Annotated in this window: 24 protein-coding genes; 13 read left to right on the top strand and 11 right to left on the bottom strand. The window is 62.8% G+C overall.

Annotation, left to right across the window (positions count from 1 at the left end):
- Nucleotides 1-164 precede the first annotated feature (164 nt).
- On the top strand, nt 165-1,286 hold the full coding sequence (locus ACIQWO_RS16030) for a ParA family protein (RefSeq protein ID WP_402825849.1): 1,122 nt from the start codon (nt 165-167) through the stop codon (nt 1,284-1,286).
- Between the two features lie 25 nt (nt 1,287-1,311).
- Entirely contained in the window at nt 1,312-1,887 is a 576-nt protein-coding gene (locus tag ACIQWO_RS16025) for a HEPN domain-containing protein (RefSeq protein WP_402825846.1), read from the top strand.
- A gap of 38 nt (nt 1,888-1,925) precedes the next feature.
- Here the strand turns inward: ACIQWO_RS16025 and ACIQWO_RS16020 are convergent, their stop codons facing one another.
- On the bottom strand, nt 1,926-2,876 hold the full coding sequence (locus ACIQWO_RS16020; protein WP_039395747.1) for a LysR substrate-binding domain-containing protein: 951 nt from the start codon (nt 2,874-2,876) through the stop codon (nt 1,926-1,928).
- 205 nt (nt 2,877-3,081) lie between these two features.
- Between ACIQWO_RS16020 and gtdA the strand changes: the two genes are divergently transcribed.
- From gtdA to ACIQWO_RS15990, 6 genes are all read left to right on the top strand, one after another.
- Nucleotides 3,082-4,119, top strand: a complete 1,038-nt coding sequence (gene gtdA, locus ACIQWO_RS16015; protein WP_402825843.1) for a gentisate 1,2-dioxygenase — start codon at nt 3,082-3,084, stop codon at nt 4,117-4,119.
- A gap of 46 nt (nt 4,120-4,165) precedes the next feature.
- Nucleotides 4,166-4,864 carry a fumarylacetoacetate hydrolase family protein gene (locus ACIQWO_RS16010; RefSeq protein WP_046290737.1) on the top strand — a complete coding sequence of 233 codons (699 nt, stop codon included), beginning with the start codon at nt 4,166-4,168 and terminating at the stop codon, nt 4,862-4,864.
- Between the two features lie 10 nt (nt 4,865-4,874).
- Nucleotides 4,875-5,516, top strand: a complete 642-nt coding sequence (gene maiA, locus ACIQWO_RS16005) for a maleylacetoacetate isomerase (protein WP_402825840.1) — start codon at nt 4,875-4,877, stop codon at nt 5,514-5,516.
- 94 nt (nt 5,517-5,610) lie between these two features.
- Nucleotides 5,611-6,828 carry a 3-hydroxybenzoate 6-monooxygenase gene (locus ACIQWO_RS16000; protein WP_402825837.1) on the top strand — a complete coding sequence of 406 codons (1,218 nt, stop codon included), beginning with the start codon at nt 5,611-5,613 and terminating at the stop codon, nt 6,826-6,828.
- A gap of 111 nt (nt 6,829-6,939) precedes the next feature.
- A complete protein-coding gene (locus tag ACIQWO_RS15995; RefSeq protein ID WP_402825834.1) occupies nt 6,940-8,283 on the top strand; it encodes an MFS transporter in 1,344 nt (447 codons plus the stop codon).
- 119 nt (nt 8,284-8,402) lie between these two features.
- Nucleotides 8,403-9,344 carry a 2-hydroxyacid dehydrogenase gene (locus ACIQWO_RS15990; RefSeq protein WP_402825831.1) on the top strand — a complete coding sequence of 314 codons (942 nt, stop codon included), beginning with the start codon at nt 8,403-8,405 and terminating at the stop codon, nt 9,342-9,344.
- A 23-nt stretch (nt 9,345-9,367) separates the two neighbouring features.
- Here ACIQWO_RS15990 and ACIQWO_RS15985 read toward each other — a convergent pair whose 3' ends face one another.
- The gene (locus ACIQWO_RS15985; protein ID WP_402825828.1) at nt 9,368-9,619 is read right to left on the bottom strand and encodes a hypothetical protein; all 252 of its coding nucleotides are present in this window, start codon (nt 9,617-9,619) and stop codon (nt 9,368-9,370) included.
- 40 nt (nt 9,620-9,659) lie between these two features.
- Nucleotides 9,660-10,367: a hypothetical protein gene (locus ACIQWO_RS15980; protein ID WP_402825825.1), complete on the bottom strand. Its 708-nt coding sequence runs from the start codon at nt 10,365-10,367 to the stop codon at nt 9,660-9,662.
- Between the two features lie 173 nt (nt 10,368-10,540).
- Here ACIQWO_RS15980 and ACIQWO_RS15975 point away from each other — a divergent pair, with 173 nt between their 5' ends.
- Together ACIQWO_RS15975 and ligD are read left to right on the top strand one after the other, a co-directional pair.
- Entirely contained in the window at nt 10,541-11,506 is a 966-nt protein-coding gene (locus tag ACIQWO_RS15975) for a Ku protein (RefSeq protein WP_402825822.1), read from the top strand.
- Nucleotides 11,507-11,514: 8 nt separating this feature from the next.
- Nucleotides 11,515-14,001, top strand: coding sequence for a DNA ligase D (ligD, locus tag ACIQWO_RS15970; protein WP_402826843.1), 2,487 nt, complete (start codon nt 11,515-11,517; stop codon nt 13,999-14,001).
- A 197-nt stretch (nt 14,002-14,198) separates the two neighbouring features.
- On the opposite strand, the gene ACIQWO_RS15965 is transcribed toward ligD, so the two are convergent.
- A complete protein-coding gene (locus ACIQWO_RS15965) occupies nt 14,199-15,185 on the bottom strand; it encodes an AraC family transcriptional regulator N-terminal domain-containing protein (protein WP_402825819.1) in 987 nt (328 codons plus the stop codon).
- 404 nt (nt 15,186-15,589) lie between these two features.
- Between ACIQWO_RS15965 and ACIQWO_RS15960 the strand changes: the two genes are divergently transcribed.
- Nucleotides 15,590-16,639, top strand: a complete 1,050-nt coding sequence (locus tag ACIQWO_RS15960) for an aldo/keto reductase (protein WP_233327837.1) — start codon at nt 15,590-15,592, stop codon at nt 16,637-16,639.
- A gap of 90 nt (nt 16,640-16,729) precedes the next feature.
- Here ACIQWO_RS15960 and ACIQWO_RS15955 read toward each other — a convergent pair whose 3' ends face one another.
- The 6 genes from ACIQWO_RS15955 to ACIQWO_RS15930 all read right to left on the bottom strand — a co-directional run bounded on the left by ACIQWO_RS15955 (nt 16,730) and on the right by ACIQWO_RS15930 (nt 23,249).
- A complete protein-coding gene (locus tag ACIQWO_RS15955) occupies nt 16,730-17,857 on the bottom strand; it encodes a porin (protein ID WP_402826840.1) in 1,128 nt (375 codons plus the stop codon).
- 168 nt (nt 17,858-18,025) lie between these two features.
- Nucleotides 18,026-19,366, bottom strand: coding sequence for an MFS transporter (locus tag ACIQWO_RS15950; protein ID WP_402825814.1), 1,341 nt, complete (start codon nt 19,364-19,366; stop codon nt 18,026-18,028).
- Nucleotides 19,367-19,465: 99 nt separating this feature from the next.
- On the bottom strand, nt 19,466-20,230 hold the full coding sequence (locus ACIQWO_RS15945; RefSeq protein ID WP_402825811.1) for a class II aldolase/adducin family protein: 765 nt from the start codon (nt 20,228-20,230) through the stop codon (nt 19,466-19,468).
- A gap of 19 nt (nt 20,231-20,249) precedes the next feature.
- On the bottom strand, nt 20,250-21,113 hold the full coding sequence (locus ACIQWO_RS15940; RefSeq protein ID WP_150575472.1) for a VOC family protein: 864 nt from the start codon (nt 21,111-21,113) through the stop codon (nt 20,250-20,252).
- Between the two features lie 210 nt (nt 21,114-21,323).
- Nucleotides 21,324-22,244, bottom strand: coding sequence for a LysR family transcriptional regulator (locus ACIQWO_RS15935; protein WP_402825807.1), 921 nt, complete (start codon nt 22,242-22,244; stop codon nt 21,324-21,326).
- A gap of 105 nt (nt 22,245-22,349) precedes the next feature.
- Nucleotides 22,350-23,249, bottom strand: coding sequence for a LysR substrate-binding domain-containing protein (locus ACIQWO_RS15930; protein WP_402825804.1), 900 nt, complete (start codon nt 23,247-23,249; stop codon nt 22,350-22,352).
- A gap of 193 nt (nt 23,250-23,442) precedes the next feature.
- Here ACIQWO_RS15930 and yfcF point away from each other — a divergent pair, with 193 nt between their 5' ends.
- A complete protein-coding gene (gene yfcF, locus ACIQWO_RS15925) occupies nt 23,443-24,114 on the top strand; it encodes a glutathione transferase (protein WP_402825801.1) in 672 nt (223 codons plus the stop codon).
- A gap of 43 nt (nt 24,115-24,157) precedes the next feature.
- Here yfcF and ACIQWO_RS15920 read toward each other — a convergent pair whose 3' ends face one another.
- Entirely contained in the window at nt 24,158-24,520 is a 363-nt protein-coding gene (locus ACIQWO_RS15920; RefSeq protein ID WP_402825798.1) for a hypothetical protein, read from the bottom strand.
- A 390-nt stretch (nt 24,521-24,910) separates the two neighbouring features.
- Between ACIQWO_RS15920 and ACIQWO_RS15915 the strand changes: the two genes are divergently transcribed.
- Nucleotides 24,911-26,008 (top strand): branched-chain amino acid aminotransferase, encoded by a 1,098-nt coding sequence (locus tag ACIQWO_RS15915; RefSeq protein WP_150665409.1) that lies wholly within the window; start codon nt 24,911-24,913, stop codon nt 26,006-26,008.
- Nucleotides 26,009-26,030: the final 22 nt, after the last annotated feature.

The following is a 26,030-nucleotide window of genomic DNA, read 5'->3' as shown; positions in this document are numbered from 1 at the left end:
CCGGGGTGCAGCGGGTATGGGGAAGTTCGGATAAGTGCGCGGCGATGCCCGCGCTAAGCCTTTGATCGCAATGAGATTTCTTTTCGACGGCTTCTTCTCGAGTATCAGCGGGGTGCGGGAATCCTTGTAAGACTCGTGGTCCTGTTCTCACATTTGGAATCGCTGTGTTTCATCTTCAATCCCGCACTCCCCACCTACTGCCCAATCCGGCAGTCTTCGCCGATCGCGATACTGCTCACCCGATGGAACAAAAAATGGCAAAGCGGCTTGTCCTTTTTAACTATCCCGGCGACGTGTGCAACACCACGTCAATTTACGAACTCGGATGGCTGATGGCGGAGAAGTATCGCGTTCTGCTGGTTGACGCAGATCCGTCGTGCAATTTGACGAGTCTGATACTGCGTGACGGATTTGACGAGTACTACGCTAGCGAAAACACAAGTCGCCAAAATTTGAAGGATGCAACAAGCACCGCATTCAAGCTGGACGGATGGCCCATCAAGCCTATCGAATGCCCGTCCGTGCAACACGCGCCGAATCTTCATCTCCTTCCGGGCCATCCCAATCTGGCTGAGTGGGATCTCTACCTGATGCTCGCACAAGATGCGGATGAGAAATATGGCTCGCTTAAAAGCACGCCCGGCGCTTTCAATAATCTAATCGCGTCGTGCGAAAGCAAGTACAACATCGACTTCACGCTAATCAATCTCGGCCCGGGGATCGGTGGGATCAATCAAAATCTCTTCATTCACAGCGACCTCTTCGTCGTGCCGACAATGCCATCGCCGGGCTCCGTCAAAGCGCTCGAGCCACTGAAATATGTGACGGCACGTTGGGTCCGATGGAAAAGAGAATCGATTGAAACACTAGAAAACGCGGTTTATCCGTTGCGCCCCGGGACACCAAAATTCGGCGGCATGCTGATTCAGCGATTCAGCTACAGGAACGGCCGGACGACGAGCCCCCATCGTCAGAATGCGGCGGATATCAAATCGGTGATCTCGAATGATGTCTTCCCGCACCTGCTGAATCACGACATGTGCTTCCTGCCGGATCAATACCCTGCCGCTATCCGAGACGATGGTTACTGCCTGCAGGAAATGGAAGACTTCAGTGCACTTCGCAACAAGGCAATCGAGGTCGGCATCCCGGCTTTCGCACTTTCCGATGCTCACGCGGGAGAGATCGGGCCTTTATCGAAGGACGAAGTGCGACAGCGCGATCATCTCCGTGCGCAACTTGATCGTATAAACGTTGGACTCATTTCGCTTTTCAATCATGTTTGATTCACTACGTGCCTTCCGTTCCAACATGGACGACGTCGACGCGATGACCCTCGTTCATGACTATCTAGCGGAGAACAAGCTTCGGGTGAGGAGTCTGGACGACGTGCTACGGTCGAAAGTCGTGTCGTCGGTCAGCGCGCTCGACAGACTTCTACACGACATCATCCATATTGGCATGATCGATATTTATGCAGGCCACCGGGCATCAACCGCGAAGTATCTAGGCGAGACGATTCCGATTGGCGTCGTCGCCCGACTGAAGGTCGCTGGCGATTCGCTGAACGACAGCGTCTTTTCCCGAACGATACGAAACAAGCTACGTGCCCTGTCCTTTCAGAGTCCCGATAAAGTTGCCGACGGGCTGAGCTACATCTGGGCTGAGAATCGGAAATGGCAGAAGATTGCTGCCGTAATGGGCGAAGACGAAGCCTACGTCCGCGCGACATTGGAAACAATCGTTCATAGACGAAACTCCATCGCCCACGAGGCCGATATGGATGCGGAATACAAGTTCAAACGATCCATCGATCTCCAGTTGACCACCGACTTCGCCCGCTTCATCAGAAAGCTAGGCGAAACAATCCACGGGTTAGTCCGCTAATCGCATGCCGCCGCCTCGCCGTCGAGGCGGCGTCATCGTTACCCCTCTCCCCCCACCCCCTCCACCAAATCCCCCGTCGAGCGCTTCGCTGCCGAGCGCAGGCACTCAAGCGCTTCGACCACTGCGGCCCGATTCGCACCATCGTCACGCCAGTACATCGAGACACCACCGAATCCAGCGAGACGTAACGGCACAATCCGTAGCGCCCCAAGCGCCTGCAATCGGCTCGCCGTGCGATGCGACGCCAGACCGATCATGTCGCTGTTGTTGAGCAGCGTGAGATTGAGAATCGTCGAGTTCGATTCGACGGTGTCGTTCGGGAGCGGATACCCCGCTTCGGCCAGCGCCGACTCCAGCGCATTACGAATCGGCGTGCCTCGCGGCCAGACGACCCAACGATAGCGCTGGATATCCGCCCAATCCACCGTCGGTAACGAAAACACCGGATGCCGCGTTCGGGCGACGAAATGCAGCGGCTCCAGATACAGCGCCTCCGTGCGCACGTTACGGTCCTGCAACTCCGGGGCCGAGCGTCCGACGACGATGTCGATCTCACTGTGCGCCAACTGATTCATCAGTCGGTCCATCGTGTTTTCAACAACGCGCGCCTGCACGCGGGGCATGCGCTGCAGGAGCAGCAATACCGCGAGCGGCACCGTGTCCGCCGACGACGCCCCCGACGTCCCGATCGCCACCAGTCCGCTCCCGCCTTCGCGCATGGCATCGAGATCGTCGCGTGCCGTGTCCAACTGCGCCTCGATGCGTCGCGCGTGCTGAATCAGCGCCTCGCCGTACGACGTCGGCCGCAGTCCACGCGCCTGACGCTCAAACAGCGGCAGACCAATGTCGTCCTCCAGATCCTTAAGCCATTTGGACAAACCGGGCTGCGTCGTGTTGAGCAGCGCGGCGGACTGGCTCATGTTGCCCGTCTCCGCGAGGGTCAGCAGCATCTGCAAGTTGCGCAGACGTAGTCGTTGCGTCCAATCCATGCGCTGTCTCCGGGCACCTCGGGTGGGTACCGCTCAAATCCCTCGATCTATACGTTATTTCGTATGGATCCGATGATTTTTTCATTTCAAAGAATATGTCTCGCCGAGTATAACGCTATTCATAGACCCGAAAAGCACCACGCAACGCCGTCTGCGACACCCGACAGACGAGCCAACCGGGCCCCCTTCCAATATGGAGACAAGCATGTCCGACCGCGCCCCTAGCGCCGAACGCGCTGCCTATTACGAACACATCGGTCACAACCACATGGCCCCGCTGTGGGAATCGTTGCACAGCCTGGTGCCGCCGCAGCCCCGCCCGCGCGTCGTGCCCGCCATCTGGAAATACAACGAGGTGCGCCCGCTCGTGATGGAAGCGGGCCGCGTCATCAGCGCCGAAGAAGCCGTGCGTCGTGTGCTGATTCTGCAAAACCCCGGCACGCCGGGGTCGTCGAGCATCACAGGTTCGCTCTACGCCGGTCTGCAACTGATCCTGCCGGGCGAAATCGCCCCGAGCCATCGTCACACGCAGTCCGCGCTACGCTTCATCGTGGAAGGCAGCGGCGCATGGACGGCGGTCAATGGCGAACGCACCACGATGCATCCGGGCGACTTCATCATCACGCCGTCGTGGACGTGGCACGACCACGGCAATCCTCCCGACGGCGAGCCGGTTGTGTGGCTCGACGGCCTCGACATCCCGCTCGTGCAGTACTTCGACGCCAGTTTCGCCGAGAACTACCCCGAATCGCAGCAACCCGTGCAGCGCCCTGAAGGCGACAGCTTCGCGCGCTACGGTTTCAACATGCTGCCGGTGCATCACAAAGTCAGCGATCCGACGTCGCCGATCTTCAGCTACCCGTACGCCCGCTCGCGTGAAGCACTCGACACGCTGTATCGCAACGGTGAACTCGACCCGTGGGACGGCATCAAGCTGCGCTACGTCAATCCGGCAACCGGCGGCTGGCCGATGCCGACGATGGCGACGTTCATGCAGTACCTCCCGGCGGGCTTCCAGGGCAAGACCTATCGCAGCACCGATGCGACGGTATTTTCGGTCGTCGAAGGTCGCGGCACGGTGCGCATCGGTGACGATGTGTTCCAGTTCGAACCGCGCGATCACTTCGTGGTGCCGTCGTGGGCACCGGTGCAACTCGCCGCGCTCGACGACGCCGTGCTGTTCAGCTACTCCGACCGCCCTGTGCTCGCCGCGCTGAACCTGCTGCGCGAATCGCGTACCTGAGCCACCAGATCACCCTTCATTCACCTTATTCGCTGAGTCAATCACCATGTCCTACGTCTTCACCCCGCCCGCCGTCGTCGGCATTCCCGTTGTCGGCAGCAACGACCAGTTCGCCGTGCGTCGCGTGTACTGCGTTGGCCGCAACTACGCCGCTCATGCCCGCGAAATGGGCTTCGATCCGGACCGCGAACCGCCGTTCTTCTTCTGCAAGCCCGCCGACGCCGTGCTGCCGGTCGCTTACGGCGACACGCTGGAACTGAAGTACCCGGCGCAAACGAGCAACTACCACTACGAAGCCGAACTGGTCGCCGTGATCGGCAAGGCCGGTTCGGACATTCCGCTCGATCAGGCACTGGAACACGTCTGGGGTTACGCCGTCGGTCTGGACATGACGCGTCGCGACCTGCAAATGAAGATGCGCGAGATGGGTCGTCCGTGGGAAATCGGCAAGGCCTTCGATGCGTCGGCACCGATCGGCCCGATCCATCCGGTCTCCAGCGTCGGTCACGTCGAAAAGGCTGCGATCTCGCTGACCGTGGACGGCGTGCAGAAGCAGAAGAGCGACGTCACGCATCTGATCTGGTCGGTGGCCGAAACGGTCTCGTACCTGTCGCAATTCTTCCGTCTGGAACCGGGCGACCTGATCTACACGGGCACCCCGGAAGGCGTCGGCCCGGTCAAGGCAGGCGAGACGATGGTCACGGCCGTCGAAGGTCTCGGCGAGATCACGGTGCGCGTGGTCTGAGGCAACGGTCATGCAGCTCTACAGCTTTTTCAACAGCTCGACGTCGTACCGCGTGCGCATCGCTCTGGCGCTCAAGGGACTCGCGTTCGACACCATTGCGGTGAACATCCGTGTCGGTGAGCATCGCGCGCAGCCGTATGTCGACGAAGTGAACGCGTCGGCTACCGTGCCCGCGCTGGTCGACGGCGACGTCTCGCTCGGTCAGTCGCTCGCCATCATCGACTATCTCGACGCGAAGTATCCACAGACGCGTCTGGTGCCGCAAGACATCGAAGCACGTGCCCGCGTGCTCGAACTATCGATGCTCATCAGTTGCGACATCCACCCGGTGAACAACCTGCGCATCCTGAAGTATCTGCAAGGTCCGCTCGGGTTGTCGGCCGAGCAGAAGGACGCGTGGTATCGCCACTGGGTCGCCGAAGGCATGGCAGGTGTCGAGCGTCTGCTGGTGAAGTATGGGCACGGCGCATGGTGCTTCGGCGACACGCCCACGCTGGCCGACGTCTGCCTGATTCCGCAGATCGCCAACGCACAGCGCATGGGTTGCGATCTGTCGGCATATCCGCGCGCGATGGCGGTGTTCGCGCTGGCGGAAAAGCATCCGGCGTTTCTTGCGGCGGCCCCCAGCCGTCAACCGGATTACTCGGCGTGAAAGAAGTAACGCCAGCGTCCTCACACGACGCTGGCCGCGTGCGCCGGAAGTGAATGAAAAAGCAGGAGGGCAGGCACTGCCCGAGGAGACAAGCATGACGCAACCCCATCAACCCAAAGCGCTGGTCGTCGGCGGCGGCATCGGCGGCCTCGCTGCCGCGCTCGCGCTCGCCAATCAGGGCGTGCAGATCGAGCTGCTGGAGCAGGCCGAGACCATCGGTGAAATCGGTGCGGGCATCCAGCTGGCAGCCAACGCCTTCGCCGCACTCGATGCCCTTGGCGTCGGCGAGGCTGCTCGTGGACGTTCGGTTTTCACCGACCACATCACGCTGCGCGACGCCATCGACCGCAGCATCATCGCGGAAGTCGACGTTGGTGCGCCGTATCGCGAGCGCTTCGGCAATCCGTACGCCGTGATCCATCGCGCGGACATTCATCTGTCGATCCTCGAAGCCGTACAACGCAATCCGCGAATCCAGTTCCGCACGGCCACCCGCGTCGTCTCGCTGGAACAAGATGCGAACGGCGTCACCGTCATCGACCAGCACGGCGAGCGTCACACCGCCGACGCCGTGATCGGCTGCGATGGCGTGAAGTCCGCCGTGCGCGCCGCCCTGATCGGCGACGAGCCGCGCGTGACGGGCCATGTGGTCTACCGTGCAGTGGTCGACGTCGAGAACATGCCGAAGGACTTGCAGGTCAACGCGCCGGTCGTGTGGGCCGGTCCGAACTGCCACCTCGTGCACTACCCGCTGCGCGGCGGCAAGCAGTACAACCTCGTCGTGACCTTCCACAGCCGCGAACAGGAAGTGTGGGGCGTGCGCGACGGCAGCAAGGAAGAAGTGCTGTCTTACTTCGAAGGCATCGACGCGTTGCCGCACCAGATGCTCGACCGTCCGACGTCGTGGCGTCGCTGGGCCACCGCCGACCGTGACCCGGTCGAGCAGTGGAGCTTCGGCCGCGCGACGATCCTCGGCGACGCCGCGCACCCGATGACGCAGTACATCGCGCAAGGTGCGTGTCAGGCCCTCGAAGACGCCGTCACGCTCGGTGCCGCGTACACGGCAGCGAACGGTGACTTCACCGAGGCCTTCCGTCGCTACGAACACGCCCGCATTCCACGCACCGCACGTGTGCTTTACGGCGCACGCGACATGGGCCGCGTCTATCACGCCAAGGGCGTGGATCGCTGGGTGCGCAACTCGCTGTGGAAAGGCCGTACGCAGACGCAGTTCTACGACGCCCTGCAATGGCTGCACGGCTGGCGCGCCGAAAACTGCCTGTCGCAAACCCCGTGGCTGGCCGACGCATGATCGGCTGAGCGCAATACACCACGCGGAACAAAAATATTCCACCGCGTGGACCCGTCGCGCGACCGCTCGCCTGCTGTCGCGTGGCTTCTGGCACCTTAGAGGAGACACCCCATGCCAGCGAGTCCCATCAACGTGACGGCATTCATCGATCGGCATCGCATCTCGCCGTTCCAGATGATGATCGTCGTTCTGTGCTTTCTGATCGTCGCCATCGACGGTTTCGATACCGCCGCCATCGGTTTCATCGCCCCCGCGATTCGTGCCGAGTGGTCGCTCACGCCCGCGCATCTCGCCCCGCTGTTCGGTGCGGGACTCGCCGGTCTCATGGCCGGTGCGTTCTTGTTCGGCCCGCTCGCCGACAAGCTCGGACGCAAGACTATCCTCATCTTCTCGGTCCTGTTCTTCGGCGTCGCGAGTCTCGCGTCGGCCTGGTCGATGGACCTGTGGCATCTCATCGCATTGCGTTTCCTGACGGGGCTCGGTCTCGGCGGCGCAATGCCGAACGCGATCACGCTGACGTCGGAATACTGCCCCGACTCGCGCCGTTCGTTCCTCGTGACGACCATGTTCTGCGGCTTCACGCTCGGCTCCGCGCTGGGCGGCCTAGCCTCGGCAGGCCTGATCGAAGCGTTCGGCTGGCGTTCGGTGCTGATCGTCGGTGGCGTGATGCCCATCGTGCTCGGCGTGATCCTGATCCGTGCGTTGCCCGAGTCGGTGCGCTATCTGGTGATGGCGGGCAAGTCGCCGGAACGCGTGGCCGCGTCACTGCAACGCATCGCACCGCATGAGGATCTGCGCGGCGCAACATTCAATGTGGCGATGAAGCCCTCGACCACGTCGCCGGTGCGTCATCTGTTCAAGCCCGAGTTGCTGCGTGGCACGTTGCTCTTCTGGGTGACGTTCTTCATGAGCTTGCTGGTGATCTATCTGCTCTCGAGCTGGCTGCCCACATTGCTTCGCACGAACGGTCTGACGCTGCGCAACGCGGCCATCGTCACCGCGATGTTCCAGGTTGGCGGCACGCTCGGGGCCATCGTGCTCGGCTGGCTGATGGACCGCTTCAATCCGCATTACGTGCTCGCCACCGCCTACGTACTGGCAGGCGTGTGTGTGGCCGCCGTCGGCCCGTTGGCCAGTTCGCCGGTGCTCGCTTCGGTCGCCGTGTTCTGGGCCGGGTTCTGCGTCTCAGGTGGTCAGGTCGGCGCGAACGCGCTCTCCGCCGAGTTTTATCCGACGGATTGCCGCGCGACCGGCGTGAGCTGGGCAAACGGTGTCGGCCGCATGGGCTCGGTGGTCGGGTCGGTGGGCGGTGCGTCGATGCTCGCAATGGGCTGGTCGATGCCCGCGTTGTTCGCCGCCATCGGCGTGCCTGCGGTGCTCGCTGGTTTCACTATGCTGACGCTCGGACGCATTCGCCATCGTCAGGCCATGCTTGCCGTGGAAGCCGCTGCATAAGCTTGTGCGGATCCAGCGCGCAATCCGTCACGGATAGGGATAGAGTGTCGATTGACGGCGAATCGAGGTGCCTGCCCACCTGTCGCCGTCGGTCCAAATTCCTCTGACGGAGATTGAAGGTGTCGTTGCCGCCCTTGTTGGTCATCATCCCGATGCATCCCGAGCAGTTGTCCGAACTGCAAACCCGTTTCGAAGTGATTTACCGCCCGAGCCACCACCCGACGCCGGAAGGCTGGGGACCGGAGGGTGAGCGCGTGCGTTTCGTGCTCACCAACGGTTCGCGCGGCATGAACGCCGCCGAGCTGACGCATCTGCCGAACGTCGAGCTGGTCAGCGCACTCGGTGCCGGTTACGAGAATCTGGACATTCCGGCGATGCGCGCGCGCAATATCGTGGTGGTGCATGGCGCAGGCGCCAACGCCCCGACCGTGGCGGATCAGGGCTTCGCCCTGCTGCTCGCCGCAATTCGACGCATTCCGGAATATGACGCGGCGTGCCGTAAGGGCATCTGGCGCGACGCGCTGCCGATGCAGCCGGGTGTGGCCGGGAAGAAGCTCGGGATCGTCGGCCTCGGTGCGGTCGGTCGTCAGTTCGCCAAACGCGGCGAAGGCTTCGACATGCAGATTGCCTACCGAAACCGGAACCGTCGCGACGACCTCCCGTCGCACTATCAATACTTCGACAGCGTGACGGCACTGGCCGAATGGGCCGACATTCTGGTGGTCACGGCACCGGGCGGTGCGGAGTCCCATCACATGATCAATGCCGACGTGCTGCGCGCGCTCGGCAAAGACGGCTTTCTCGTCAATCTTGGGCGCGGTAGCGTCGTCGACACCGCAGCGCTTGCCGATGCACTGCGCAACGGCGTAATCGCTGGTGCGGGGCTGGACGTCTACGAAGGCGAGCCGTCGCCGCCCGCCGCACTCATCGACTTGCAGAACATCGTGCTAAGCCCGCACGTGGCAGGTCGTTCGCCGGAAGCGGAAGCCGCCACGCTCTCGATGTTCATGGAGAATACCCGCCGCTATCAGGCGGGCGAGCCAGTGATGACGCCGCTGTGAGCCGTTGACTCTCGCGCAACGATTCAGTGATTGTCGAGCCCGTCGATGCTTCGTTCAGGAGACGGCGAGAGTGTCACGCCGTCGTTGACGGGCTCAAACTCGATGCTGCTCTTTGCGGTGCCCGTTGCGAAAACGGTATCGCAGGTCGGGCACTTCACTTCGGCATCCGAATGGAGATAATCGTAGAGCGCCTGAACGGTCGGCTCACTGGCCGCCACGGCGAATCGCGACTTGCAGGTCGGGCAAAGCACGAAACCGGTATGGATCGACAACATTGTCAGCCTCCTGAACGGTCATCAAGGGACGCAATCGATTCTACAACCAGTCGGTACGGCGGGGTTTCGCACGAGATTCGTCGCGGTTCGACGGGGTGCGCCCTGTAGCGCCATCGCGAACCTCTCGCTGATTGCGCTCGTTGGCCGCCACGCCGATGGTCCGCTCGGCATGAGGTTCACGCCCCCCCGTTTGCACGTCGTGCGCATGGTGGGCGTGCTGCACCGGATCGAAGTCGCGCCACTCTCCCCCTTCCCAAACACCATTCGCCTGCTCGATTTCTGCGGCGCCTGCATCACGCAGCACGGCAATCGCCGTATCCGCCGTCGATTCGCTGACGTGCGTGGCGAGCATCACCCCGGCGTCTCGCATGCCTGCCTGCTTTGCCGACACGCGCTCGCGACCTTGCATGCGTCGCAAAGCACCGAGAAACGCACCCAGATAGGCCCCTGCCATCATGCCGACGACCGGTACGAGCCAGAAGCGCCAGATCGCGACGTATAGCAACGCCCCCAGCGCAAGCCCGAAGGCACCGCCTGCGATGACACCCTGCGCCGCACCCCGGCTCGCCGGACGCGCCGCAGCATCGGCATCCACATCGCCGCCCATCGGAAACTTAGCGTGCTGGCCGGTGGGATTCAGAAAGAACACCGACACGTCGGATGGTCGAAACGACCGGTCGTACAACCGGCTCGCCACCAGATTCGCCTGATCGAACGTCGTGAATCGCCCTGCCACGATCATCGCCATCGCCTATCTCCCTTTGCTGATGTCATGCATCGATTCCAGTGGGATAACCGTCTGGTCGCTTTGTTTCATCAAGGAATCCTTATGGCATAGCCATCGGCATTGAGAAAATCAATGCATGGGAACCTGACCTGTCCTGCAAGAATCGCAACATTACCCCCTCATTGGGAGCATCTATGGCTCGCGCAATCTGGAAGGGTGCCATCAGCTTCGGACTCGTCAACGTACCCGTCACCCTGTTTCCTGCCTCGACGACACACAAACTCGATCTCGACTGGCTCGACAAGCGCACCATGTCGCCGGTCGGCTACAAGCGTGTGAACAAGGAGAACGGCAAGGAGGTGCCGCGCGACCAGATCGTGCACGGCTACGAGTACGAGAAAGGCAACTACGTCGTGCTCAGCGACGACGAGATCCGCTCGGCCAATCCGACGGCGACGCAGACCGTCGACATTCTGGCTTTCGTCGATGCCACGGACGTCTCCTTCATGTATCTCGATACGCCTTACTACCTCGTGCCCGAACGTGGCGGCGCGAAGGCCTACGCGCTGCTGCACGCGGCGCTCATCAAGGCAGGCAAGCTCGGCATCGCGCGCGTCGTGATGCACACACGCGCGCATCTCGCCGTGCTTGCGCCCGCGGGCGACGCGCTCGTACTCGACACGCTGAGATGGCAGGACGAAATGCGCGATCCGGCCGAGGTCGGGCTGACGAAGGAGAAGTTGCAGAAACTCGCCACGCCCGGCGAACGCGAACTGGATATGGCGATCCGGCTGATCGACGAGATGTCCGGACCGTGGCATCCCGGCGATTATCACGACACGTTTCAGGACGACCTCAAGGCACTCATCGACCGCAAGATCGCGTCCGGTCAGACACGCGAGATCGCGCAGATCGAAGCGAGTGCACCCAAGCTGGCAAACACCGCAAACGTCTCCGATCTGATGGCGCTGCTCAAGCGGAGCCTGGGGACAAAGGGCAAGCGCGACGCCGTGACCGTCGATGCGGAGGATGTCGAGGAGAAGCCTGCGAAGGCGCGTAAGGCGGCAAAGGCATCGAATGGCAAGACGGTTAAGAAGACCGCGACAAAGAAGGCATCGTCCAAGCGCGCCAAGTCGACCAAGTCCAGCAAATCCAAGTGAGCGTGACGATGCCGAGACGCGCCTCAGACAAGCTGACCAAAGCGACGAGCGCGAAGCCGGGTCGCCGTCGCAAATCTGCAGATCCACTCGCAGCGTACGACGCGAAACGCAACTTCTCCGCCACGCCTGAACCGCGCGGTCAGCATACAGCCCGCAAGAAGGCGCTGCGGTATGTGATCCAACGGCACGACGCCAGCCATCTTCACTACGACTTGCGTCTCGAACTCGACGGCACCTTGCGCTCATGGGCGCTGCCGAAGCAACCGAGCCCTGATGTCAGCAGTCCACGACTGGCCGTTCAGGTCGAAGACCATCCGCTCGCTTACGCCGCCTTCGAAGGCGACATTCCTGCTGGCAACTACGGTGCGGGACACGTCGACATCTGGGATCGAGGTATCTGGGTACCCGACGGCAACGCATCACGCGATTACGCGGACGGTAAGCTGTCGTTCACATTACAAGGCGAACGACTCAGCGGTCACTGGACGTTGGTGCGCACCGACAAGCCCGCGCGTCAGCCGCAATGGTTGTTGATTCACCGGCATGACGACGGGCATTTATCAACGCATGCCAAGCCACCGACGTCGAAGCCTGTGGCGACACGCAGATCATCGACGAAGCCACCCGACGAGATGCGCCCCATGCTGGCGACACTCGTCGATCAGGCTCCGTCGTCGGAAGGCTGGCACGCCGAGTTGAAGCTCGACGGATATCGCGTCCTGATCCGCATCGCGGGCAGCGACATTCGCGTCTTCACACGCTCCGGGCAAGATTGGACGAACCGCTTCCAACCCGCAGTCGCCGCCCTACGCGAGCGCGGCCTCCCGAACGCGTGGCTCGATGGCGAGGCAGTCGTCACGAACGAACACGGGTTACCTGACTTTCAGGCGTTACAACGAGCGTTCGACGAAGACACTCAGAGCGCCATCGTCATCTACGTCTTCGATCTGCCGTGGTGTAACGGACAGGATCTGCGCGAAGCGCCGTTGCACGAGCGACAAGCGAGGCTCGCGAGCGTGTTTGAAGGCAAAGAGACGGATGCCGTGCGAGTACTCCAACCGGTCGCGGGCGATCTCGAGTCGCTTTGGCACGGCGCATGCGAAGCGGGTCTCGAAGGCATCATGGTCAAGCGCGACGACTCGACCTACGTCGACGGCCGCAGCGACGCATGGCGCAAGCTCAAGTGTTCGCAGCGTCAGGAGTTCGTCGTAGTGGGGTTCACGGAACCCTCCGGCTCGCGACAGGGATTCGGTGCACTGCTGCTCGGTTATTACGACGATGACAGTAAGACGTTGCGCTACGCGGGCAAGGTCGGCACCGGTTTCGATACCGAGGCGCTGCTGCGCATGCGCAAGCAACTCGACGCGATTGAGACACCTCGCCCTTCGCTGTCTCCCGCGCCGCGTCCGGGGGGACCGGCGCGTGTGCACTGGTTGCGTCCAACGCTGGTCGTAGAAGTTCGTTTCGCCGAATGGACGCGCGACGGCCATGTGCGTCAGGCGTCGTTCCACGCCATGCGTACCGACAAGACGGCGAAGGAGATTCGCCGCGAGACGCGCCGCAGCGGTGCCGTCAACTCATCGAAGGAGACGCCTTCCATGTCGCAATCATCGGCCCTTCCTGTGAAGATCACCCACGGCGAACGCGTGATGGATACGCACTCGGGCGTGACGAAAGTCGAGCTTGCCGAGTATTACGAAGCGCTCAGCAAGTGGATGCTCCCACACCTCGCCGACCGGCCGGTTGCTGTCCTGCGCGCGCCGGAAGGTATCGGCGGCGAGATGTTCTTCCAGAAACATGCGGCGAAGACGATCACCGGTGTGCATATGCTCGATCCGTCGCTTGATCCTGACCATGAACCGCTGATGCAAATCGACGATACGCGGGGACTCGTCGGGGCCGTACAGATGGGGTCGGTGGAGTTTCACACGTGGAATGCGCGCAGCGATCTGATCGAGCGTCCCGATCGCGTGATCTTCGATCTGGACCCCGGTAAGGGGCTGACGTTTGTGCAGATCGTGGAAGGCGCACAACTCATTCGTGGACTGCTGGACGAGCTGGGGCTGGAATCCTTCGTGAAGACGAGCGGCGGCAAAGGGCTGCACGTGGTGACACCATTAGCGAGACGTCACGAATGGGACTTCGCGAAAGGTTTTGCGGAAGCGGTCGCAAAGCATATGGCGCACGTGTTTCCCGACCGGTTCACGGCGACGATGGGACCGAAGCATCGCGTGGGGAAGTGCTTCATCGACTACCTGCGCAACTACCGGGGGGCGACGACCGTGTGCGCATACTCGGCCCGGGCGAGAGAAGGCATGGCGGTATCGATGCCGGTCCATTGGGAGGAATTGTCCGATTTACCCGGTGCCGACGCCTGGACCGTGCGCAACGCCCTCGACCGTCTCACCGCCCTGAAACAAGACCCGTGGGCGGAGTATGAGAAGGCGGCGCAGCAACGCGTGACGAAGAAGATGCTGGATCGACTTCATGATTAGGCGGTTCGCCATCGGTATGATCCGACGGTCACTTTCAGACACTCTTGATCGTCATGATGAAACCGACCGATTCGGACGCCCACCATGCGTGGGCCGCTTCCAAGATACGTGAAGCACTTCTCGATCCGCGACCAGCAATACCCAACGAAATCGTCGAACGCCGTTTCGCTATCCGTCGTGAAGCGACTCGGAAACGTTTAGCCCCTCGGCGCGCCCACGTCCCCATCCTGTAACCACCGGCGTTTGTCGCGCAACGGCGCTTCGCCGAAGACGCGGGCGTATTCGCGGCTGAACTGCGATGCGCTTTCGTAGCCCACCGCCTGTGCAGCCGACGAAACGGCAACGTCCGCCACGAAGATCAAACGACGTGCTTCCTGCAAGCGCAACTGCTTCTGATACTGCAACGGGCTCATCGCCGTCACCAGCTTGAAGTGGTGATGCAACGACGACACGCTCATATGCACCTCCTGCGCCAGCGATTCCACGCGCAACGGCTCCGCATAGTGATCGCGCAACCATCGCACCGCATTCGCGATCCGGTTCATCTGGCTGTCCTGCATCACCATCTGACGCAACAACACCCCCTGCCCGTTCATCAACAACCGGTAGATGATCTCGCGCTTGATCATCGGCGCAAGAATCGGAATATCGCGCGGGGCATCGAGCAGACGCAGCAAACGAAGCACCGCGTCCAGCAACGCAGCATCGAGCCGGTTGACGTACAACCCGCGTCCACAGGGCGACGGGGCGGGTGGCGGCAGATGCTCGTCGCCGATCAACGACGTGACGTCTTCCGCCACCAAGTTCAGACGCATGCCCAGATAAGGCGACTGCTCGCTCGCCCCGGACACCTGCGCCACTACCGGCAAGTGCACCGACGACACCATGTAATGCATCGGGTCGTACGCGTAGTGCGCCTCACCAATCTGCAAACGCTTCTCGCCCTGCGCGATCACGGCGAAGGCAGGTTGCTGCAACGCAGGCTTCGGCCCACCGGGATGCAAGATGCGATGCACCATCAGACCGTCCACCGCCGTGGGCGCCGTACCTTCCAACCCATGCGTCGCGCGGTCGAGCAGATGCACCAGCTCAGTACGAGCGGTGTGCGACGGATCGTCGGCGTGACCTTCTTGCGGTGGTACGTCGCGAAGCGACGCTGGTGGCGATGTTTTGACGAGATGCATGGCAAGTCCTCGATTCAGGCTGGCCGTCTCCAACATCCCCGGCCGCAATGAACCGAAGCATACGCCTGTCATAAAAAATTGCCTGATCCTCTGGAACCACATCCACACGATCAGGCATGAATTCCGGAGAATCCGACAAGATTCAACCTGAACCAGCGATGATTCGATGACGAACCTGGACAGTCCTGTGTCACCTTACTGCCATGTTCGACAATGCTTTTCCGCCGGGTGATGGACGGAAAGACGTCCGCCATCGCCTCCGATTGCAGAATCAGGCAGGAAATGTGCAGGAACAGGTACTGCTTGCCTGATGCCCCGCGACGCATAATGCATCCCATCCCGTGCACACCGTCTCCCTCACCGACGGCCACCTGCGACGGGCAGCTACTCAACGGAGCGATGCAATGCGACAACGGAAACTCGGCAACACCGGCCTCTTCGTCTCGGAACTGTGTCTCGGCACGATGACCTTTGGCGGACAAGGCGACCTGTGGAGCAAGATCGGCCAATTGCAGCAGAACGATGTCGACGCGCTCGTCGGCCGCGCGCTCGACGCGGGCATCAACTTCATCGACACCGCCGACGTCTATTCGGAAGGCCAGTCGGAGATGCTCACCGGACAAGCCCTGCGCAACCTCAACGTGCCGCGTGACAGCGTGGTCGTCGCCACGAAGGTCTTCGGCGTCACCGGCGCACAGGGCAGCAACTCGCGCGGCCTGTCGCGCTATCACATCATGGATGGCGTCAAGGCCAGCCTCAAGCGCCTGCAACTCGATCACATCGATCTGTATCAGGTGCACGGCTTCGACCCGGTCACGCCCATCGAAGAGACGCTCAGCGCGCTCGACACGCTGGTGCGTCAGGGCCATGTGCGCTACATCGGCGTCTCGAACTGGGCCGCATGGCAAATCGCCAAAGCGCAAGGCATCTCGGCACGCCTGAACCTCGCGAGCTTCGCGTCGCTTCAAGCGTATTACACCGTCGCCGGGCGTGATCTCGAACGCGAAATCGTTCCGATGCTGCGCAGCGAGAACGTCGGTCTGATGGTGTGGAGCCCGCTGGCGGGTGGCCTGCTCTCGGGCAAATACACGCGTGACGGTCAGACGGAAGACGGTGCGCGCCGCCAGAGCTTCGACTTCCCGCCGGTGAATGTCGAACGTGCTTACGACGTGATCGACGTGATGCGCGGCATCGCCACTGAAAAGGGCGTGTCCGTCGCGCAGATCGCGCTCGCCTGGTTGCTCGCACAGCCGGTCGTCTCGACGGTCATCATCGGGGCCAAACGCGCCGATCAGCTCGACGACAACATCGCCGCCACGCGCGTCACGCTAAGCGAGCGCGAACTCTCGGCGATCAACGCCGCGAGCGCACTGCCGAGCGAGTACCCGGGCTGGATGCTCTCGCGTCAAGGCGATCCGCGTCGCGCGCAACTCGCCGAAGCTGGCCTGCTGTAAGCGATCGACACCGAACGTCTACCGCGTTCGGAATGAGAAACGGCGCACTGCGAACCCAGTGCGCCGTTTCCTTTTCATGCAATCAAAAGATCAGAATGTATGCCGCATGCCGACGTTCACACCCAACTGACTCGTCCCAGCCGTAGGCGATCCTCCCGCCCCGCCGGAACTGACCGAGTAAGCCGCATGCTCGCTGTTACCCAACCAGGCAACTTGCGTGTACACGGCAGTGCGCTTCGACAGGAAATACGTACCGCGCAACGTCGCCATCGTCGCACGAGCGTTCTGACGTGCGTTCAACATGCGGAAGACTTCGCCGTCGACCGCAAATGCCGGTGAGAACTGATACAGCGCCCCGATGTAGAACATGTCGGAATTCACATCGGCGACGGCGGCCGACGCGGTCTGCACGCGACGTCCCAACCAACCCGCCCCCGCCTTCCAGTTGCCACCTTTCACATAGCCATTCAACTGCCAGCGGGTGTCCTTGTCCGACGAACTCGTCAGCGGCACCGCCGCCGCGCCGTTGAAGAAGCTCGCCGCAGCGCCTGCGCCGCCGCGTTGCTCGTCCCACGCCCCGGCCACACCGAACCACGCCGTGTCGTACTTCAGCATCGCAGAGACCTGACGGCAGGCGGTCATCTGTCCCGGCGTCTGACCGGCGCAGGTGCCTTGTCCGGGCGAGTTGCCCGTGCCGCCGCTGTCGCGTCCGAACGAGTAGGTCGCGCCGACGGTGAGTCCGCTGAACACCCCTTTGTAGGCGACGGTGTTGTCGCTGCGCGCATTGGGGATGTAGTTGTCGAGTGAGCCGCTGCCGTACAGGTCCGGGCCAAGAATGTCGGCATCGCTCATCACCCAGAACGTCATCGAATACTGACGGCCGAACGACAGCGTGCCGTACTGATTCGACAACCCGACCCACGCCTGACGCCCGAACAACCGTCCGCCCTGATTCAGGTCGCCCGCGCGCACGTTGAAGCCGTTCTCCAGCATGAATAGCGCGTGCAGACCGCCGCCAAGGTCTTCGTCACCACGCAGGCCCCAGCGCGAGGGCAGCGAACCGGTGTTGGCTGGCATGCGGACGAGCGAACTGTTGTTGGGCCCGGCGTGCGAGATGTATTCGATGCCGGTGTCGAGAATGCCGTAGAGCGTTACGCTCTGGGCCGAAGCGGAAGTGGTGGCCAATGCGAGGCCCGCAGCCAGCGCGAGCGCAGGCAGTCCCTTGTGGATCACAGTGATGTCTCCATGGATACGTGTGGTGGCCTGACCTGTGCCGGTCAGTTGCAGCGCCGCCGCATCGCCGTCGGGGGACGTGCGGTTGCAGCGGGTACTTCGCAGATGCACGCCGGAGGTTCGGCGTGCATCCGTTGAGTGCTCAGGCGAAGATCAGACGGTGCCCGGTGCTGGCTGCGTCGCCGCTGCGGCGAGCGAGCCGCCGCGTCCCACGCGACGACGCATCACCAGCATGAGCGCCGCCGCAAGAAACGCCGGGATCGCGACGATCTGGAACGCCTGCGCCGTGCTCGACGCCGAGGCGATCAGCACACCGCCCAGGCTCGAACCGAGGATGGAGCCGAGACGGCCGACACCAAGTGCCCAAGCCACGCCCGTCGCGCGGGAGGCAGTCGGGTAGTACGCCGCCGTCAGCGCGTTCGCACCGGTCTGCGATCCTGCAATGCCGAAGCCCGCGAGGAACACGACGAGCATCAGCCAGCCCGACTGGTGCGTCACGGCACCCAGCACGCACAGTGCGATGCCCGCCATCACATACGACGCCGCCAGCACGCGATACGGACTCGTGCGGTCCATCGCAAAACCGATCATCACGGCACCGACCGTGCCACCGAGCGGCAACATCGCACCGATACGCGCCGCTTCCGCGAGCGTGTAGCCGGAATCCTTCACGATCAGCGGCAGCCAGCTCGTGAGCAGATAGAACGCGCACAGGGTGCAGAAGTACGTCGCCCAGAGCAGTAGCGTGCCCGTGATGTATCGACGCGTGAACAGGCCGCCCACCGCCGAGTTCGTCTGCCCGGCAGGCGTTACCTCCGGATCGATGCGTGTGACCTGCGGGTCGATGTGACGGGCGATTTCCAGCAACTGGTCGGCACGGTCGCCGCGCGCTGCGAGGTAGCGCATCGATTCCGGCAACCAGCGCATGAGCACAGGCACGAAGGCAATCGGCACCACGCCGCCTGCGATCAACACGCCGCGCCAGCCGATGTGCGGCAGCGTCTGCGCGACGATTTCGCCGCCGATCGCGAAGCCCAGCGTGAAGCCGCAGAAGGTGGCCGTCACGAGCAGCGAGCGCATGCGCTCGGCGCAATACTCGGAACTGAGCGTGATGGCGTTGGGCATCGCACCGCCCAGACCGATGCCGGTGATGAAGCGCAGCACCGCAAGCTCCGTCGGGCTATTCACATAGGCCGAGGCGATGCTGCCCAGCGAGAACAGAATGACGGAGAGGATCAGCACGCGCTTGCGGCCGATGCGGTCGGCGAGCGGCCCGAACACGAAGCAGCCGAGCATCAGGCCGCCGAGGCCCGCGCCGAACACCGTGCCGAGACTGGTCGTCGCCATCGACCATTCGCTGCGGATGGCCGGTGCGAGGTAGCCGATGGCCGCCGTGTCGAAGCCGTCCAGTGTGACGATCAGAAAGCACAGAGCAATCACGCGCCATTGAAATGGCGTGATGCCTCTGCGGTTCATCAAAGCGGATATTTCCATGTCTGTCTCCTGTGCGGTAATAACCGCGAGAGCAGCGGGCCGTGGCGTCTGTCGACGACGCTCTGTGCAAAGGCTCGCAGCCGGTTGGGGGCGATTACATCAAGAACGGTTGTGTGAAGGGTGTGGCGAAGATGAAGACGGGGGCGCAGCCTCGCCGGGCAACTCCGGGTCGCCCGCCGACAGGTACTCCCACATGCGCTCGATGATCCGGCCCGAGCGTGTGGCGCGCGCGCGGCATTCGTCGTCGCTCAGCACGGCGGCGGGTAGCGACGCTTCGAGCGCGAGCACGTCGAGATCCACGCGCGCGGCGTCTTCGAGGTACCACGTGAGCGCGACCATCGCTTCGAGCGTGTCGGCCGCGACGACGGCTCCGTTGCCGCGCATCACGACGGCAGCATTCATGCCCATCGTGGCGATCACGGCGGCGGCCTGTTCGTCGGAACGAATCAGTTGCGCGTCGTCCCACAGCGGCACGCCGGGGGCGAAGTAGGTGCCCGGCCCGTGCAGCGCGCGCGGTGTGCGGCGAAGCGTGGAGAGCGACATAGTCTTGGGCGGCATAGTGCGTGCGACCGCGCCGATGTCGGGACGCGAGCGATAGATCTTTTGGTGCAGACGGACTTCGCCGAGCACGCCGTCGGGCAGCGGGCCGTCGATCGGCACCACAGTGCCCGTCTCGCCAACACCGATGAGCCCCATCGGGCGTGCGGCGCAGACGACGAAGCGATCCGCATCGAGACGCGCGCTGCAATGCCCGTACGCATGCGCCAGCCCGGCGCGTGCCAGCGTGCGGGCTGCCACGCGCACCGCGCGGTCGAGATCGGCCATGCCGTCGTGACGGGCGGCATCGAACGTAACTTGTGTCATGGGGATACCGGCCAGCAGGTCAGGACGAAAACTCAGGGATCTCGGGCTTTGCGCCCCACATGCAGAACCCGGTCGGATCGAACGGGAACTGACGCGGCACGTAAGTGGCTTCGTCCTCCGGCGCGATCTTGCGAACGCCCGTGGAGTACTCGTAGACCATGCCGTCCGGCCCCGCGAAGTACAGGAACATCGCATGCGACGTCGGGTGACGCCCCGGACCGAAGCGAATCGGCACGCCCTGCTCGCGCAGGAAGTACCACGAGCGCATCAGGTCGTCGATGCCGTTCACCTGAAAGTTCACGTGCTGAATGCCTGCACGCTTTGCCGGGAACAGCGCGATCTTGTGATGGACATCGTCGATACGCAGCAACGGCGCGTCGCCGATACGGTCCGACACACGAGCGTTGCACACGCTGGTCCAGAAGGCTTCGTCGCGACGTGCGTCCGTCGTGCACAAGCCCACATGGCTGAACGAATCGATGCCCGCGTCGCGCTCACCGTGATAGCCGCGTCCGGTCTGCGCCGCGCGCAGTACCAGTTCGATCTGGTTGCCGGTGGGATCTCGGAACGTGAGGAAATCGGCCACGCGGCGCAGGTCGGCCTCGTCGCGCGTCCCGCGTCGAAACTCGATGTGCATGGCTTCGAGTTGCGCGGCAGCTGCGTCGAAATGCGCATCGCTGGCGACGTCGAACGCTACCGTGTGGTCGGCGGGGTCGCCCTCGAAGTAGCACACCGAATGATCGCGGCTGTCGCTGCGAAGGAATACGAAACCGGCTTCCCGACGCACTTCCTGCAACCCGAGAATGGTGCGCGCATAGCGTGTCGCACCCTCAAGGTCGCGCGTCCCCAGCCGCACGTAACGAATGTCGTGCAGATTGATCACCGCTTGTCTCCTGCGGATATTGTTCGTGTCCCGGACGTGCGTCCGGTGACTTCAATGTCGTGAGGGATACGATAAGGACCGACGTCGCATGACGCCAACAAATTGCGTAAATGCGCGGTATTTACGTCGTGAATTGGGGGTGCAGCATGCGAGCGCGACGGTGCCTCGTATGCGTGCGCAGCGAGCGTGTGCCGTCAGACAGGAGAACGATCAGTCTTCGCCGTGGAACAGGCGGAAGATCGTGCTGCGCAGCCAGCGATGGCCAGCGTCGGTGTGAAAGCGCTCGTGCCAGAGTTGCGAGATGTCGAACTCGGGGCCGTCGAACGGCAGCGCGTAAGTGCGCAGGTCGGCAGCGGCCTTGAGGGCGCGCCCCAGACGCGTCGGCACGCACACCACTAGATCGCTCGCAGCGATCAGCGCCGAGAGTCCCATCGAGTGCGCCATACGCAGCGCCACGTGACGCTGATGCCCCGACTGCGCAAACCAGTGCTCGACGGCCGTCTCGAACACATCGTGATGACCGGCCGTCGGTCGGTAGACGGCGTGCGCCGCGTGAAGGAACGTCTCGGCCGTGAGTTCGCCGCGAATCGTCGGATGTCCTTCGCGCACAAGGGCCACATAATGTTCGCGGAACAGACGTTGCTGATGGAAGCCGGACGAGAAACGCGTGAACAGACCGAGCGTGAGATCGATGTCGCCCATCGCCATCGCGTTCTGCGCTTCGCGCGGCGTCGTGTCCACCGTGACGATGCGAACGCCGGGCGCTTCGATGGCAAGTGTGGCCATGAGCTTCGGCATGAAGATCAACTGGCCGATGTCGCTCAGGTAAAGACGGAACGTGCGCTGCGCTTTCGCCGGGACAAAGTCCTGCGGCGCTTCGACGGCACCGCGAATCAGGCCAAGTCCCTCAGTGACCGGTGGCGCCAGCGACGCGGCGAGATCGGTCGGCATCATGCCTTGCGGTGTCTTGACGAACAACGGGTCGCCGAAGGCGAGCCGCAGACGCTTGAGTGCGTTGCTCACCGCCGATTGCGTGAGGTTCAGTTCCTCGGCCGTGACCGTCGTGCTGCGCGTGCGCAACAGCGACTCGAACACGAGCAACAGATTCAGATCGAGCGAGCGTAAGTTCATCTCTGCCAGGCAGTCCTGCAAGAAGCGTCCCGCATTTTAGGCAACCCGCAGCAGCACGCGCAGTGCGGGAAACCCCTGCGCCGCGCACGGCTGCGTTCATGGTATTTACGTGCGCGCATCCTCGCGCGCCAGCGCGTGCAGACGCGCGATCACTTCCAGCACCTCCGGACGTTTCTCGCGCTTGGCCGTCACCACGTGGTACTGCAACGGGCAGACGACTTCGGCATCCGACAGTCGCACGAGACGGCTGCGCGCCATCCACTCACTCGCCAGCGGTGCACGGGCAAGCGCAATGCCCAGCCCGGCTTCGGCCGCCGCAAGCACCACGGTGTAATCCTCGAATCGACGGTCACGTGCACGTGGTCGCAGCGACACGCCATGCGCCCCGCACCACGCGCGCCAGCCCGTGAGATCGGAGTCGTGCAGCAAGGGCATCGCCAGCATCTCGGTCACACTCGCGCCCTTCAGACGCTGCGCCATCTCAGGCGAGGCCACCGGGTACAACGTCTCGCCCATCAACGGTTCCGAATCGACGCTCGCCCACCCGCCACGTCCGTAGCGCAAGGCGATGTCCACCTCGCCCGCACCCACGTCGGCGTTGCGATGCTCGGTCGTCACCTGAATGTCGATGAACGGGGTGCCCCCTTGAAGCGATTGCAAGCGCCCAAGCAACCACAGCTTGGCGAACGACGGCACTACGCTCAGGCGCACCGCCGGGGCCTTGCGCGCCTGATGCCACTGATCGGCAGCCGCGTCGATCACGTCGAAGGCATGTTCGATGCGACCGAGAAAGCGCTGACCGTCGCACGTCAGACTCCCCCCTCGCCCGTGACGCTCGAACAACGCACAGCCGAGCCAGTTTTCAACGGCACCGACCCGACGGCTGATCGCCCCATGCGTGAGACCGCTCGCTTCGGCGGCCGCCGTGAACGAGCCGTGACGGGCGACGAGACAGACGGTTTCCAGATTCGCCAGCGGCGGACGGGCGCGAGGTTCGGCGTTCATGGTTCAGGGGATATCGGGTTGCCGTGCGGGCAAAATATTGGGGGCAGATCGCGGCACGAGAGCGCACCGCGAGCTGTGAATTCAGATCACAGCTTGCCAGCGATTTGTGCAGTAGCTTATCACCACGAACGTACGGCAACATAAGTGTCTGCGGGCAATTTCGCCCCGCGCACATTCCCCTCAGGAGCCCACCGTGTCAGCCGCTGCCCCCGCCCCTTTCACGCTTTACGTCGACGCCCAGTTCACCAGCCCTTATGCGCTGTCGGTTTTCGTCACGCTGCGCGAGAAAGGTATTCCGTTCGATCTGCGCACCGTCGATCTCGATCAGGGCGCGCATCACGAAAGCGGCTTTGCCGACCTGTCGATCACGCGTCGCGTGCCGACGCTCGTGCACGGCGATTTCACGTTGTCCGAATCGTCCGCCATCGTCGAATATCTGGAAACGATCTCCCCCGACGTGCCGGTGTATCCGGCCGACGTTCGCGACCGTGCGCGTGCCCGTCAGGTACAGGCATGGCTACGCAGCGATCTCGGTGCGCTGCGCGAAGATCGTTCGACGCAGGTGATTTTCTACGGCCCGTCCGATGCGCCGCTGACCGACGCGGGCTACGCCGCGGCGAGCAAGCTGATCGCCATCGCCGAGAGCCTGTTGCCCGACGGACGCATGTCGCTGTTCGACAAGTGGTGCATTGCCGACGTCGACCTCGCGGTCATGCTCAACCGTCTGGTGTATAACGACGACGTCGTGCCGCCTGCCCTGGCCGAATATGCGCGCCGTCAGTTCCTGCGCCCGGCGGTGCAGGAGTGGATTGCGATGACGCGTCCGCCGCGCGAATGCGATCTGGTGGACGGTAAGGCCGCCTAGTAGGTATTGAAGTGCTTTGACGGTTGGGGCGCCCGCTTCGCCGTCAGGCGGCAACCATCGCCAGTTGCTGGCGGTGGATGCGGATATGCAGCAGCACCAGCAGACGGTGCGGGCAGTCGTCGCGCAAGGCGACGCTGCTGCTCTCACGCTGGCTGCTGCCACCATCGAACATGACATGCCGACTGGCGAGCGCCGCTCGGAACGCGGCCGACGCCAGTGAGCGAGCCGCCAGCAACAGCAGCAGCAAAGACGCCGCCATCGCAATGCGAAAGTCGGCTGAGGTGAAGACGCGTTCCGGCACATCGAAGACGAGCATGGCAATGACCACGCAGACGTCGATGCACACAGCGCCCAGCGAGGCCACGATCAGATACGCGCGCAACATTCGAATCGTTGTCGACTTCATCTGTCTCCTCTCCCATTCTTGATCTACGGGCGGAACGTCCACGTATTGTCTGTGGGGACGTTCCCGACATCATGCGCCTTCGATATTAAATGTCGAGTGTCAGCCGCCCTGTGACCTGAAATGTTTTTTTACACACTGTTACCCTGCGACGCAGCGGTTTCGTGGCAGACGTGCGCCTACGCAACTTTCAGCAAATCACGCACTTTTCTTGCAAAAATCGTCCAAATTCCGATATTTTTCGGCGCAATATTGCCCGGAACCCCGTCGTGACTGGAGAAGCGGTGAATTCAGTCGACAGGCAGGCCCCGAAAGGAGGAAAATACTCACCTTGCCGTTTACGTTAACGGCACTGACGACTAAAGCCACCTCTGCCGAGACATTTGAAGAAACATGAGCGCCGATAACCAACTGCGTTTTGTCGTGGAGCCGCACGCCAACCCCACCCCCGCCGACCAGATCACCGCCGCACTGGCGAACCCGGTATTCGGCCGCGTATTCACGGATCACATGGTCACGATCCGCTGGACCGAAGGCAAGGGCTGGCATGACGCGAAGGTGGAAGCCCGCCGCCCGTTCCAGATCGATCCGGCGTGCGCCGTGCTGCACTACGCACAGGAAATCTTCGAAGGCATGAAGGCCTACCGTGGCGAAGACGGCAAGATCTCGCTGTTCCGCCCCCAAGCCAACGCCAAGCGTTTCCGCGAGTCGGCCCAGCGCATGTCGATGGCCGATCTGCCGGAAGCCGTCTTCCTCGAAGCCGTGGAAAAGCTGGTCGACATCGACCGTGCATGGATCCCGGGCTCGGAAGGCAGCAGCCTCTACATCCGTCCGTTCATGTTCGCCTCGGAAAGCTTCCTGGGCGTGCGCGCCGCGCATGAGTACATCTTCTGCGTGATCGCCTGCCCGGTCGGCCCGTACTTCAAGCCCGGCAAGTCGGCCGTGACGGTGTGGGTCTCGGACCAGTACACGCGCGCAGCACCCGGCGGTACCGGCGCTGCGAAGTGCGGCGGTAACTACGCCGCCAGCCTGATCGCGCAAACGGAAGCGAGCGCCAAGGGCTGCGACCAGGTCGTGTTCCTCGACGCCGCACAACATCGCTGGATCGAAGAACTCGGCGGCATGAATGTCTTCTTCGTGATGGACGACGGCTCGCTCCAGACGCCGCCGCTCTCGGGCACGATCCTGCCGGGCATCACCCGCGCGTCGATCATCGAACTGGCGCGCCGCGAAGGCATGACGGTCAATGAGACGCCGTACGAATTCGCACAGTGGCAGGCCGATGCGGCCAGCGGCCGTGTGAAGGAAACGTTTGCGTGCGGCACGGCTGCGGTCGTGACAGCCATCGGTCAGGTGCGTCACGCCAACGGCGAATTCAACATCGCCGACGGCGGCGAAGGCCCGGTCACCAAGCGTATCCGCGATCAGCTCACGGGCATTCAACGTGGCAAGGTCGCCGATCCGTTCAAGTGGGTCCACCACGTCGCCTAAACGTGCATTAAGTGCGTTAAGA

The sequence above is a fragment of the Pandoraea sp. NPDC090278 genome, from assembly GCF_044772185.1.
Taxonomy (GTDB): Bacteria; Pseudomonadota; Gammaproteobacteria; order Burkholderiales; family Burkholderiaceae; genus Pandoraea.
This window is presented reverse-complemented; position numbering and strand designations above follow the sequence as displayed.

What these genes read in the sequence shown, in the direction of transcription:
- ACIQWO_RS15920 (WP_402825798.1), bottom strand. Translation starts at nt 24,520, where the DNA reads ATGAAGTCGACAACGATTCGAATGTTGCGCGCGTATCTGATCGTGGCC.
- ACIQWO_RS15980 (WP_402825825.1), bottom strand. Translation starts at nt 10,367, where the DNA reads ATGGCGATGATCGTGGCAGGGCGATTCACGACGTTCGATCAGGCGAAT.
- ACIQWO_RS16020 (WP_039395747.1), bottom strand. Translation starts at nt 2,876, where the DNA reads ATGGATTGGACGCAACGACTACGTCTGCGCAACTTGCAGATGCTGCTG.
- ACIQWO_RS15975 (WP_402825822.1), top strand. Translation starts at nt 10,541, where the DNA reads ATGGCTCGCGCAATCTGGAAGGGTGCCATCAGCTTCGGACTCGTCAAC.
- ligD (WP_402826843.1), top strand. Translation starts at nt 11,515, where the DNA reads ATGCCGAGACGCGCCTCAGACAAGCTGACCAAAGCGACGAGCGCGAAG.
- ACIQWO_RS15915 (WP_150665409.1), top strand. Translation starts at nt 24,911, where the DNA reads ATGAGCGCCGATAACCAACTGCGTTTTGTCGTGGAGCCGCACGCCAAC.
- ACIQWO_RS16025 (WP_402825846.1), top strand. Translation starts at nt 1,312, where the DNA reads ATGGACGACGTCGACGCGATGACCCTCGTTCATGACTATCTAGCGGAG.
- ACIQWO_RS15995 (WP_402825834.1), top strand. Translation starts at nt 6,940, where the DNA reads ATGCCAGCGAGTCCCATCAACGTGACGGCATTCATCGATCGGCATCGC.
- ACIQWO_RS16000 (WP_402825837.1), top strand. Translation starts at nt 5,611, where the DNA reads ATGACGCAACCCCATCAACCCAAAGCGCTGGTCGTCGGCGGCGGCATC.
- ACIQWO_RS15930 (WP_402825804.1), bottom strand. Translation starts at nt 23,249, where the DNA reads ATGAACGCCGAACCTCGCGCCCGTCCGCCGCTGGCGAATCTGGAAACC.
- ACIQWO_RS16010 (WP_046290737.1), top strand. Translation starts at nt 4,166, where the DNA reads ATGTCCTACGTCTTCACCCCGCCCGCCGTCGTCGGCATTCCCGTTGTC.
- maiA (WP_402825840.1), top strand. Translation starts at nt 4,875, where the DNA reads ATGCAGCTCTACAGCTTTTTCAACAGCTCGACGTCGTACCGCGTGCGC.
- ACIQWO_RS15945 (WP_402825811.1), bottom strand. Translation starts at nt 20,230, where the DNA reads ATGACACAAGTTACGTTCGATGCCGCCCGTCACGACGGCATGGCCGAT.
- ACIQWO_RS15985 (WP_402825828.1), bottom strand. Translation starts at nt 9,619, where the DNA reads ATGTTGTCGATCCATACCGGTTTCGTGCTTTGCCCGACCTGCAAGTCG.
- gtdA (WP_402825843.1), top strand. Translation starts at nt 3,082, where the DNA reads ATGTCCGACCGCGCCCCTAGCGCCGAACGCGCTGCCTATTACGAACAC.
- ACIQWO_RS15960 (WP_233327837.1), top strand. Translation starts at nt 15,590, where the DNA reads ATGCGACAACGGAAACTCGGCAACACCGGCCTCTTCGTCTCGGAACTG.
- ACIQWO_RS15950 (WP_402825814.1), bottom strand. Translation starts at nt 19,366, where the DNA reads ATGGAAATATCCGCTTTGATGAACCGCAGAGGCATCACGCCATTTCAA.
- ACIQWO_RS15965 (WP_402825819.1), bottom strand. Translation starts at nt 15,185, where the DNA reads ATGCATCTCGTCAAAACATCGCCACCAGCGTCGCTTCGCGACGTACCA.
- ACIQWO_RS15935 (WP_402825807.1), bottom strand. Translation starts at nt 22,244, where the DNA reads ATGAACTTACGCTCGCTCGATCTGAATCTGTTGCTCGTGTTCGAGTCG.